Annotated in this window: 9 protein-coding genes and 2 pseudogenes; 1 reads left to right on the top strand and 10 read right to left on the bottom strand. The window is 37.8% G+C overall.

Going from position 1 to position 12,638, the window contains the following annotated elements; translation table 11 throughout:
* Positions 1-56 precede the first annotated feature (56 nt).
* The 9 genes and pseudogenes from rpoN to ACEN33_RS02715 form a co-directional block, all read right to left on the bottom strand.
* Positions 57-1,445: an RNA polymerase factor sigma-54 gene (gene rpoN / locus ACEN33_RS02675; protein WP_407090749.1), complete on the bottom strand. Its 1,389-nt coding sequence runs from the start codon at positions 1,443-1,445 to the stop codon at positions 57-59.
* 367 nt (positions 1,446-1,812) lie between these two features.
* The gene (locus ACEN33_RS02680; RefSeq protein WP_407094502.1) at positions 1,813-2,151 is read right to left on the bottom strand and encodes a hypothetical protein; all 339 of its coding nucleotides are present in this window, start codon (positions 2,149-2,151) and stop codon (positions 1,813-1,815) included.
* Positions 2,152-2,452: 301 nt separating this feature from the next.
* Entirely contained in the window at positions 2,453-3,802 is a 1,350-nt protein-coding gene (locus tag ACEN33_RS02685) for an FGGY family carbohydrate kinase (protein ID WP_407094503.1), read from the bottom strand.
* Entirely contained in the window at positions 3,799-4,692 is an 894-nt protein-coding gene (locus ACEN33_RS02690; RefSeq protein ID WP_407093531.1) for an NADP-dependent phosphogluconate dehydrogenase, read from the bottom strand. The genes ACEN33_RS02685 and ACEN33_RS02690 overlap by 4 nt, the downstream gene beginning before the upstream one ends.
* Positions 4,693-4,702: 10 nt before the next feature.
* On the bottom strand, positions 4,703-6,028 hold the full coding sequence (locus ACEN33_RS02695) for a 6-phospho-alpha-glucosidase (protein ID WP_407094504.1): 1,326 nt from the start codon (positions 6,026-6,028) through the stop codon (positions 4,703-4,705).
* A 26-nt stretch (positions 6,029-6,054) separates the two neighbouring features.
* Positions 6,055-7,671 carry a PTS transporter subunit EIIC gene (locus tag ACEN33_RS02700; protein ID WP_407093532.1) on the bottom strand — a complete coding sequence of 539 codons (1,617 nt, stop codon included), beginning with the start codon at positions 7,669-7,671 and terminating at the stop codon, positions 6,055-6,057.
* 113 nt (positions 7,672-7,784) lie between these two features.
* Entirely contained in the window at positions 7,785-8,516 is a 732-nt protein-coding gene (locus tag ACEN33_RS02705) for a MurR/RpiR family transcriptional regulator (RefSeq protein ID WP_407094505.1), read from the bottom strand.
* A 512-nt stretch (positions 8,517-9,028) separates the two neighbouring features.
* Positions 9,029-9,468: pseudogene (locus ACEN33_RS02710) on the bottom strand ((deoxy)nucleoside triphosphate pyrophosphohydrolase).
* A gap of 337 nt (positions 9,469-9,805) precedes the next feature.
* Positions 9,806-10,111, bottom strand: a pseudogene (locus ACEN33_RS02715) (PTS sugar transporter subunit IIC); the annotation flags it as partial.
* Between the two features lie 87 nt (positions 10,112-10,198).
* Here ACEN33_RS02715 and ACEN33_RS02720 point away from each other — a divergent pair.
* Positions 10,199-10,363, top strand: coding sequence for a hypothetical protein (locus ACEN33_RS02720; RefSeq protein WP_407089808.1), 165 nt, complete (start codon positions 10,199-10,201; stop codon positions 10,361-10,363).
* Between the two features lie 27 nt (positions 10,364-10,390).
* Here the strand turns inward: ACEN33_RS02720 and ACEN33_RS02725 are convergent, their stop codons facing one another.
* The gene (locus ACEN33_RS02725; protein ID WP_407089807.1) at positions 10,391-12,307 is read right to left on the bottom strand and encodes a heavy metal translocating P-type ATPase; all 1,917 of its coding nucleotides are present in this window, start codon (positions 12,305-12,307) and stop codon (positions 10,391-10,393) included.
* Between the last annotated feature and the right edge of the window lie 331 nt (positions 12,308-12,638).

The raw sequence follows: 12,638 nt of genomic DNA on the forward strand, positions 1-12,638 counted from the left end.
ATAAGTAAGTGAAGCGCTTTCTTTAAATTATAAAAAATATTCATAACTCTTTTCCATTACTTAATCCTTCTTTTTGTTGTGGATAAGATGCCTAATTCCTTGCGATATTTATTAACCGTACGACGTGAGATCGCGTAACCTCTCTCATGAAGAATATCCGCTAGTTTCTGATCTGATAAGGGATGTTGCTTGTCTTCTTGATTAATTAACTTTTGAATTTCTTTTAATATAAATTGTTGACTTAACTCTTCACCTGATTCTGACTGAACTGATGATGTTGTAAAGAGTTTTCGCAATTCAAATGTACCAAAATCAGTATAAAAATACTTACCTTGAATAGTACGACTTACTGTGGAAGGACTAAGGTCACATCTTTCAGCTATTTGTTTAATCGTTAATGGAGACACTTGATGCCCTTTTGAATTGAAAAAAAGCGCTTGTGCTTCAATAATTGCTTGTGTAACTTGAACGAGTGTCACTTCTCTACGTTTCAAACTATACGAGACAGCTCTCACTTGCTGTCGCTTGTCCTTGATAAATTCTTTCAAATCAGTATCATCAATGGCTTTCATTTCTTGATAATATGTATCATTAAAACTTAATTTCGGTAAGTTTTGAAAATTATAAGATACTTCGTATCCCTCTTCTTTCTGTTGAATAAATACATCTGGTTCAATATATTGTGTTTCCTCACTATAAAAGTAAACCGCAGGCGTTATCGCTAAGGTTTGATAATAAGCGACTGTCTCTAATATATCCTCAATAGAAACATTTAAATGATTAGATATCGTTTGGTATTCACGATTGACTAACTCATTAAAGTATATTTCTAAAACAACGTAAGCTATCTCTGGAGCTGATGGGTCGTGTTCAGTTTGAAGCATCCATAATTCCCTCAAATCACGCGCACCAACACCAACGGGTTCTAATTGTTGAAGTAAAGTGATCGCATCGAGTAACTCAATCGTATCACACTCTAGAATCAATTGTAACGCTTCGTCTGACTTGCTAAGAAAGCCATGTTCATCGAATTCATCCACTAGCCTAATCATCAGATCTCGCAAACGGGTCTTGCGATAACACATGATTTGGTCTATTAAATTAGTTCGAAAGGATTGTTGTCTCTGATCCTCTAGTTGATTTATCATTGCTTGGTGATTATCTTGCCTATCTGATGAGTTAACCATGTTACCATATGAATCATACTGACTAACACCATCTTCAATCAGAATATTATCGAATCCTAACGAATTAATCTCTAACATATCTCGTGTATCTTCAACAACCATGAAGGGATTCTCTTGTGATATATCCATCAATAATTGACTTAAATCTTCACGAGCTGTTTGAAGGATTCTTAACGCTTGTAACTGGTCAAAACTCATTTGTTGACGTTGCTTTTGCATTAATTCAGTATTTAATGATGTACCTCTTTCCCGTTTCATATTCTCATTCCCCCATACTTGATACTTTATTATACCATATCTGTATCATTACTCATTAGTCGTAATAGATAACGCTAATAATGTTATTTGGTTAAGATTTAAAGTGGTAGATGGGAGCGTTGTGAGAGGTGATGCCAAGCTCCGAATCAATAAAAACGGTGCGTCGTAAGGTGTCACCACGCTCTGGTTTAGTGGATTCAGTCTATCGCGAAGAGCTGCCACGCTCCGCTTAGTTGAATATCGACTCACGCATCCCAACAAAGTTGTGATAAAACTATATACTTGAATATTAATCTAGAATTTCCAAAACAAAAACACCTACAAGCTATCTCAACTCGTAGATGTTCCTCTAAAAATATATATTTCATCACCACTCAGCATTCTTATGCTCCCATCCAGTCCATGGGTATGGCGTAACGAAAATAACTTCTCTCATTTCTGGATGTTCAACAGCATCGTAAGTTTGATAGTGATTATCATATCCCCGAACCGTTAAATAAAAATAACCATCCCCATCAGCTTGAATTGTCTCCCAGTAACCATTACCCAAACCTACAGTAGCAATGATCGTAACCGTTACATATGGATATGTATAACCTTCTATATAGTCTTGATTGAGAAAATAACGCTCTAGCGTTAAGAAGCCTGACTTATGCGCAAGCGCTTTTAGCCGATATTCATAAACGTCTAGTACATCTTGATACATAAGATTCCCATTCTCATTAAAGACATTGACCTCACAATATTACCTAGTATGACTTTCAAATTTGGATTGCTTAAGGTAAAATAGCCGTTTGAGTTGGCCGATCCTTCATTAACATGGATTGATTACCCGAATTCATAGTCCCAGTCCATACCTCAAACGTGTAGAGTGGGTTCCTATATCCTGAGATGATATCCTCTCTGTAAATAACGGGTTCAAAAGTAATCGTTTCATAAAAAACCCCCGAAATTAACCTGAGTCTCTGGGGTTTTATGTGATAGTCAAAGCTAAATCTAACTCTCAACTAAATCAATACGTTTTCCATATATTTCTTAAACATCGCATCATAGTCTTTGTCAGACTGCGGTTCAACAATCCGATATTCTCTGAGTAACTCCATCTCTTTAACAGCCGCAATACTTCCCAGTGTTTCTGCATTTTCTATCAGTGGAATGTATAATTTATAGCCTAAGATATCGGCAATTAATTGTGGGAATGCTTCGAGCTTTGTAATTCCTCCCACTAAACCAATGGCGTTAAAATCAGCAAGTTCTTCCAAGATACTCACATTGTGCTTAATATTAAACAACATTCCTAGAATAACCGAGAATAATACAGATTCTCTCGAACTTGTTCGTGTTAAAGCCAGTAAGTTTCCTGTTGCCGCCTCATCCCAAGTAGGTGCTCGCTCACCGTTTAAATACGGTACAAAGATACTTTCTGTATGCGGCCGTTTGGCTGCAATTGCATCCAACTCTTCAAAACTACTATTGAAGACTTTATTGGTCCAAGATAGAACATCTGCTCCATTGTTACTAGGTAAACCAAGTAAATATTTATTTTCCTTAATATTATAGGCAAAGTTTTGGTATTGATCGTTTAATTGGGCCTCTGAATGAATGACACGCACAGCATGGCTAGTGCCAATCGATAATACGGCCAGTTCATCCAAGTCACTAAATACGTAATTCGATGAGATGCCATCAGACGTTCCAATCGTGACCGTCACCTCCGCATCAAAAAGTAAAGGTAAAGCTGGTCGATTATAATCGACCGCTTCAATTCGTGGAAGATGATTAATACCCAGGCCAATCTCACTTAACGACCTATCATCCCAAGTCAACTCCGTCAAATTCAACAATCCACTGCTGGAGGCATTACTTACATCAAGTACCCATTCCCCTGTCAATCGGTGGAATAATATATCTTTTAATGATCCAACCCGCTTGTCTTTTTGATATATACTCAATAATTTATAATACGGATTCATGCTATGATTCGGCGTTCCAGTCCGGTAATATTGTTCTACTAATATTTCAGGACTCAACTGTTTAATCATCTCAGCCCCGCGAGTATCAGCCCAAGTTACCAAAGCTCCAAAGAGGGTATCATCTTGATTGATTAATTGAACACTATGCATTGCAGTTGTCAGAATGATTTCCAAGTTGCTAATGGCATTTCTTGATATCAAATCTTTCAAGCCAGCTCTAATATTTCCCCAAATTTCTTCCAAATCCATCTCAAATAGTGAGTCCGTTTTGTAGATAGTTAAGTGAGGCGCTATAACTGTATCGATGACTTCATATGTAGCATTAAATAAATTAATCTTGATATTCGTAGTTCCTACATCGATACTCGCAATGAATTTACTCAATATTCCTTATGCCCACCAAAGTTGAATCTCATGGCAGATAGCACTTGATTTGAGAAGGGCACCTCTTTCAAGGACGCGTTACGCTTCATTAATGATAAAGAAATGACAGGGGTAGGAACTTCCTCCTGTAGGGCTTCACTTACCATCCATTTTGCTTCACCAGATGCATGAACTTTCTGATTAAATTGGGCTAAGTCTTCATCTCTAGTTAACTCTTCATGAATATTATCCATTAAAGCTGACTCAATAATTGATCCATAACGCCAATTATTGGTGACACGACTTAAATCAAAGTCATAGTGACTCTGACTATGTAATAGTTCTAAGCCTTCAGCGATCGCTTGCATCATGCCATATTCAATCCCGTTATGAACCATCTTTAAGTAATGCCCACTTCCTGGTTGGGGGTAAAATTCAAAGCCGCCTGGTACGCAAAGTGAGGCTAATAAATCAAGTAATGCTTGGTCCGTCTCAGCTTGGCCACCTAACATCATACAAGCCCCATTCAGTGCCCCTTCAACACCACCCGATAGCCCACAATCATAGTACTTAATCCCTAAATCACGCAGTGCTTCAAAATTATCAATCGAATCTTTATAGAATGAATTCGAAAAATCAATAATCGCATCATCTTTTTTCAGAAGACTCGACAGTTCATAAATCGTTGCTTTCGTTGGTCCACCTGCTGGTAGAAGTAGAAATACTAAATTTTTCGTATCTTGAACTGATTTTAAGTCATTGATACTACTTAAGTAGTTTAGACGTTCATCAGAATAAATGTCAGAAATTAACGGATTCACATCGAATCCGTTAATTGTCTGACCTTGCTTATTCAATTGTTTAGCAAGCGATAACCCCATCTTGCCTAATCCAATAATTGTTATTTCCATAAAGACCACCTTAGTTTAATTCTGGCCAGAAATCACCATTGGCAACAATTAAATCATCTAATACTTCACGTGCTTTTGTTGCACTTGGTATCGTTCTAGATAATGTATAAGCTTGCCACACTTTTTGATAACTTCCTTCAATAAACCCTTCAACTAATAGTTTTTCCGATGAAGCCTGTTGGAACATTAGCGCTTGTTCGAACATTGGAATCTTTCCTTGAGCTAATGGCTCTGGTCCTTTTGAACCAATAATACATGGAACTTCAACCATGACATCATCTGGGAAGTTGGCAATCGCCCCATTATTTTCAACAATCATAAGCATTCGCTCATGAGTATTGAATGCGATCGCTCGCGCTAAATCCACAATAAAAGATGCGTGACTATCAATATGGAAGCCATTTTCTTTAGCTGTTCCGGCAGCAATAATCCCTTTTGCTGTATCAAATACATCTTTTTCACGTCCAGCCATTACTTCGTTTGCACGGGTGAATTCTGGATTAGAATGTTCAACCATTTCATCTGGGAACAGGTAATATTGTAAGTATGTATTTGGCAAGAAGCGAGGCTCAACAGCGAATAAATCACGTGCTTTTTTATGTGTCTCTTGCCAGCTTGGGTCAGTATGTTGCGTATCAATCTCTACTTGGTTCAAGTATCCATTCTCTTTTACATACGCTTTAACTTGTTCTGTGTAATCCGTTCCATCTTTTCCACGGATTGATGTCCACCAACCAAAGTGGTTTAAACCAAAGTAATCCACTTCTAATTCGTCTGGTGTCATGCCTAAGATTTGAGACATACGGCGTAACGTACCAACTGGCATATCACAAATATTTAAGACTTTAGATTCCGGCTTTAAGACGCGGCACGCTTCTGCTACGATTGATGCTGGGTTGGAGTAGTTTAACATCCAGCAATCTGGTGCATATTCTTCCATTAGATCGATTAATTCAATCATGCCACCAATACTTCGCATACCGTAAGCCATTCCACCCGGTCCACATGTTTCTTGCCCGATTAAGTCATGCTTTAACGGTATTTTTTCATCTTGTTCACGCATTGCATATTTCCCTACTCGTATGTGTGCCATACAGAAATCCATACCGGTGAAAGCTTTCTCTGGATCTGTCGTATAAGCGAAATCAATATCTGGTGCTTCTTCTTTTAACATAATATCAATCGCTTCACCTAAAATCGCTTGACGCGCTTCATCATTATCATATAGATACAATCTTTCTAAGGGGAAGCGGTCGATATTTTCAAGTAACATTTTAACAATACCTGGCGTAAATGTACTTCCGCCTCCTGCAATAACAACTGAGAATTTCTTCATAATTTAATGACGTCCTTTCCTAATGACTAATCTTTTGAACTGAAGCCTAATACTTCATCAACTGACTTTCTAATTGATCCAACTTGAACTCCGTATACTACTTGAACATTGTTCCCTTTGACAACAACTCCACTCGCTTGAGTTTCATTTTTCAACCCAGCTTCATCAACAAGTTCAGGATCTTTTAATACCGTTCGAAGTCTTGAATAACAATTCGTGACTGATTCGATATTATCTTTTCCACCTAACAACTCAACAACAGTAACTCCGATGCTTCCACGTTCTTGAGTAGCGACATCTACATCATCTTCATGGCTAAGGTTCGTTTGCTTATCTAAATAATCTTTTTTTGAATATAATCTTGTCTCTGCTCCCTCAGTCTCACGTCCGATTGTCTTCAAGTCCATAATTTTAATTAAGAGTCTAAAGACAACAAAGTAGATGACAAAGAACACAAGTCCAACCAAGATATACATTGGCCAGCCCGTTTTTTCAATTCCTAAAGGTACGTTCATTAATAAGAAATCAATAAAACCATTAGGACCAATTGAACGGACATTGAATATGTTTAATACAACCATACTTAAGCCACTTAAAGCCGCATGCACAACATATAAAATGGGTGCGATAAACATGAATGAAAATTCAATTGGTTCAGTAACTCCAGCAATAAATGAAGTAAAGGCTGCCGGAATAAGAATAGCTTTCGCACGTTGTTTCTTATCTGGATCTGCTGTAACGTACATTGCCAGACACGCTCCGATTAGACCAAACATCTTCGAAATACCACGCGCGTCCCAGATAACACTTTCAGATAATTGACGAATTGACGGTTCAACCATCTCAGCATAATAAATATTACGAGAACCCTCGAATACAGCTTCCCCAATTACTTCAGTCCCACCAAGTGATGAATATAAGAATGGTGTATAAACTAAGTGGTGTAAGCCTGTTGGGATAAGTAATCTTTCAAGAGCACCATATACGAACAGTCCAAAGTTACCAGCATGTTGAATCCACCCACCAAGTGAATTGATACCACTTTGGAAGAACGGCCAGATGTAAGTCATCACAATCGCAAAAATAACTACAACGGGAATTAAGACTATAAATGCAAAACGTGTTCCACCATAAATATTAAAAGCATTATTGAATTCAATATCTGCATACTTGTTGAATACATATGCGATGATGACACCAAGTAGGATCCCAGCGAATACACCCATGTCTAAAACTTGAACCCCTAGAACGACACTCTGTCCAGTTCCTCTTAAAGCTTCTGGATCAGCTAATGTTCCGTTAAGTTCCATAAATTTGTTCATAGCGTTAATGAAAACTAAAAATGCTAACATTGCAGTGAAACCAGCTTCACCTTTTTTATTATCAGCTAAACCAACCGCAATTCCGACACAGAATATGATACCTAAATTCTGTAGAATTGTTACTAATGATCCGGATATAATCGTTCCAAATCCGACGGTGTATGGATTATCTAGAAATGGTACCACCTCTAGTAAATTTGGATTCGTAAAGATATTCCCAATCGCAATCAACAAACCAGCTATCGGTAGAATCAAGACGGGAATGAACATCGCTTTTGAAAAACGTTGCATGACATCCATTATACTTTGCCCTTTGTTCATACATGAACCTCCTTTTTGTTTGTAAAAATACTCTACCATCAAAACGCTTTCATTAACATAGGAAAGGGCTTCTTAGGAATTTTTTCCAAAAAAAAGAAAAGTTTTTCTATAATTTAGAAAGACTTTTCAATAAGATACTCTAAATAGAGTAATAACATCGAATAAAATTGGGTGGAGTTAATATTATTTCGATCCAAAAACTGATTGTCATCAATCGTAAAAGCAATATCTGATAGATTTGCGAGTGAATTATCACTGGAGTGGGTAAATGAAATAACACCTATACCTTTCTCTTTCGCAATCTCAGCTTTAGTATTCACGAGATCTGTTTCGCCACTTTTTGAAACACATATAATATCTGAAATACGATGTAAATTATTGAGAAATAAAGCATTTGTATCCGCTCCATTAGAGTAATAAACCAGCTCGCCTTGCCCAAGTATTTTCTTATATAAATACTCTCCGATAATCCCTGAATATCCTGTTCCAATAATGTAAAGTGAACGGTCATCTTTTTTTGTCCGCTCGACAAAATCTAGTAAATTTTTTTCATTTTGTATAAATATCTTCTGAATACTCGTTGATAAGTCACCAATATAAGTATCCACTTCGCCGTCCACCGTCTTAACTTGCTGACGACTCAAGTGATAAATCATATCTGTAAATCCATCGAATCCAAGCTTCTTAGCTAATCGAAAAATTGTCGACTTAGAAGTAAACGTTTCGTCCGATAACTTTTGAATCGTCAAATCTTTTAACATAGTCTGATTATTGTCGATGTACTTCAGGACAGTATTTTCAATATCGGTAAATTTTTTGTTCGTTGTATAATAATTATGTTTCAATATGGTATCCTTTCTAAAATGTAGTAGTTTATGATTCCGTTCATTTCATCTGTCTTTATTATACATCTAATTAGTTACTGCACCAAAAGGTACTTTGATATTAATTTACAGGTATTTTGAGAAAAATATTCTTATTATTGGCATTAATTCGTTTTATTTTATTTTACAAGGTAAGTTAACCATAAGTACCTATAGAAAAACCACAGTTTATCAGCTGTGGTTTTCTATCTCTACTAATTCTTCGCATCCCTCTCCGACAATAATCGTAAGCCGTTTAAAATAACTAAGAAGGTTGACCCTTCATGGAACACAACGCCCATTGGCAAGTCGAGCGCACCAATAATATTTAATATGACGAACATTACAATCACTGAGATTGAGAAAATGAATGATACACATTTCTCAGTCTCATCCTGTAAATAATTCAACAAAAATTCTTTTTTCTCAAGTTGATTAATAATTAACTTTGGATCATATTGCGAGCCAATTTCTTTTCGATTGATAAAGCTTTTCTAAGTGATTGTTCTAATAGGTCCATCTTGAATACCTAAACTTAGATCAAGTTGGCTTAGTTTTTCAACAGCTGGTATATCTGCTGGTGCCCAATTTAATGCTTTAATCTCTTTAGAGGCGAGCCATTTAATAGCAACATGTTCAGTCAATACTAGTTCACCAAGTTCCAAATGACAGATAAATGTTGTTAAGTTAACAGTCCAAAATCATAGGTATAACTTGCTACATCAAAGATCTCGTCACTCACTACTACTTCGATTTTTAATTCTTCAATCAATTCTCTATGAAGTGCTTCTTGAGGCGTCTCACCTTGCTCAATCTTTCCGACAGGAAATTCCCATAAATAAGGTAAGGATCTCTCTCCTCCCCGTTGAGCGCATAATATCTTTCCTTCTTTTATTAGAATAGCTCCTACCACATTAATTATCTTAGTATCCACTCACCTTATCCTTACTATTATAATGTTAATTTGCATCATTGTACTTATCATTCTATATGAAAGCGAGGAATGTATGAAGGTCGTTTTGGAATTTGGTGATAGTTTTATAGCCCAAAAAACTACCCCCGTCGAATCTCAACAGGAAGAACTCTATCAAATTTCAACTAAAACTAACTTCTAACGTCTTTTCCGACTATCCTTCCGTATCAAGTACCACCCCAAACCAATGAAGGCTAAGCCACTGACAGTACTTGCATACATATTAGGTACCGTCGGACTCAATGAGATCAGGACAAATCCTAATGCAACAAGCAGTAATTGCCACTTTGCATTCATCTTAATTCACCGTATCAGACTCAGTGTCTTCTTCGATTCGAACTCTATTGGCCGCCAAGACAAATGGTACGTAGATAAAGGAGGCAACCACTATGTTAAAGAGAGATAGTAAGGCCGCTTCAATGCTACCACCCGTCGCTAGATATGCATATAATCCTGGTGGGGTAATCCGAGGAACTGCTAACAATACGGGCGGTACCCAACCCCATGATGTTGCGAAGTAAGCGATTGTTGCCAGAACAGGTGGTGTAATTAACCATGGAATCGCAAACTGTGGATTCAATACAATTGGCATCCCGTAAGCAATTTTTATCGTTAGTTTTTTATTATAGTTTGAAAGCATTATAGATTTTGCTAAATGATTAACCCTGATTGATTATTGAAGAGAAAATGAGTGAAGGATTGGATTTGGCTTCGTAATGATGCACGAAGACAAATACGAAACAAATACCGGCCTGGTGGTATCCCACCAAGCCAAATACCTGCCCACGAATCATCGCCAGATCTCCTTTACTCTCTATTATACTCAACAGCTCCAAAAAAAGAACTACCAAAATAAATTAGTAGATCCTTCATACAAAAATATTTAAAAACTCTTCAACATTCGTAAGGCATTCAAGATCACGAGAATCGTACTTCCTTCATGCATCACCACGCCTAGGCCAATATCCATCTTACCTAAGAAGTTCAACGTTACTAAGGTGACCACTACAATCATCGAGAAGATAATGTTTTGCCATGTAATCTTATTCATCTTTTTCGTCAATCGATGCGCGTAGGCAAGTTTACTTAAGTCATTTTGCATCAGAACCAGATCCGCAACGTCCATCGCGACATCGGTTCCCTCACCCATCGCAATCCCAACATCAGCGGTAACCAAGGCCGGCGCATCATTGACGCCATCGCCCAACATCGCTGTGAGACCGTACCGCTCTTGTTGGTCTTTGACAATCGAAGCTTTATCTTCTGGCATCACATTCGCTTGAACCTCATCAACGCCAACTTTTCGACCAATCGCCTCGCCCGTTAGCTGAGCGTCTCCAGTGATCATTGTCGTATGAATGCCCGCCTCTTTAAAGTACGCCACCGCACTTTGCGCAGCTTCATTAGGTACATCCATCAAGGCAATCAGTCCAATCACCCAATCTTCGCGCCCGATATACACCACTGTCTTTCCTTCTTGAGCTAATCGTTCTTTGAGTTGATTATACTCTGGGCTAACCTTATCAAAGGAAGTTGGTTTACCAATCCGATAATGCTGATTGTTGTAAGTTGCCGACAAGCCTTGTCCTACAATGTTCTCTACCTCTAAAGACAAAGTGCCCGATCCTGGGAAATGCTTAATAATCGCTGACGCTAATGGATGATTCGATTGCTTCTCCATCGATACAACAACATCAATTAATTCTGCTTCATCAAGCTCCTCGTCATATTCAAAGTCGGTCACTTCCGGTTTCCCGTGAGTTAATGTCCCTGTCTTATCAAAGGAAACAGCCTTAAGATCCGCTAACTTGGATAAATATTCCCCACCTTTAACTAGAACACCTTTTCTAGACAGATTCGATATCGTAGCTAACGTCGTTGGAATCGCACTGGCGGCGAGTGCACAAGGTGACACCGCAATGAGATACACCATCCCACGGTACCAACTCATCTCCCAAGTCCAATCAAAGACGAAGGGCCCTGACAAGATGACAAAGGGGAATAAGAATAAAACAAATGAAACGTATTTAGGCTCCAGACGTTGAATCAAGGTCGCTGTCTTCGTGAGACTACTTTGCGATTCATTCACCATCTCCAGAATTTTAGCAAAAACCGTCTCAGAGCTATCTTTTGTCACTTGCATTGTAAAACTACCCGATTCATTCATCGTACTCGCAAATACTTCATCACCGACCGTTTTTTCTTTAGGAATACTCTCACCGTTAATCGATGATTCATCCACTGAACTCGTTCCTTGAAGAATAATACCGTCGGTCGGAATTTGATCGCCATTTAATACTTGTAATGTATCGCCCACTTTGACCTCTTCAACGGAAACTAAGTGTGTCTCACCATTTTCAAGCACTAACCGTGCCTCAGTGGGGTTCATCTCAAGTAAATTCGTAATTTCCTTCTTACTTTTCCCATCGACATAACTTTCTAAGAAATGTGCTCCGGCAAAGATGACAATTAATAAGGCACCCTCTTCACTATTGCCAATGAGAACAGCACCCAAAGTAGCGAGCGCCATCAAGAAATGAATGTTAGGCATGAAGCGTTTCAACTTCAAAGTATTAGAGATGGTGTCGCCAACACCTTCCATAATGACATGGTAACCTGCCGTTACGATTGATGCCAAGAAAGCGCTAGTAGCAAGTAAGTTATTATTTGTAAATTCGAAATAGAGCCCCACAAAGAAAGCAATTAACCCGATAAAATACAAGACAACCGGTAATTTACCATGATGTTGATGTTCATGCTCAGTGTGAGCCTCGTGATTATGTTCTTTTATTTGATTCATCACTGCCAACTCCTTTACGTTAAGTGTAATGATTACGCTTCATATGAAAAATAAATCATATGTTAGTTATATAATACATGAACATTCACTGATATAGCAAGTGGAATGAGGTCTTAGTTTTCTCTAAGATTCCAAGACAACTAAGCCCATCCAATCCGATGGCTGTCAATATGAAACTAACATTTGATAAAAGTAAATTCTCTCTGGCTTACTCTTTATCTAAAACACGAACATTCATCATTTTAGCTCTTTTGATTATTCGTCATCTATTGTCATATTCTCCCTAGAAGTTATACTCTTTCAGTAGAGTATTTTACTTTTTAAGGAGGAA

The organism is Ruoffia sp. FAM 24228 (genome assembly GCF_045528575.1).
GTDB classification, from domain to species: Bacteria; Bacillota; Bacilli; order Lactobacillales; family Aerococcaceae; genus Ruoffia; species Ruoffia halotolerans.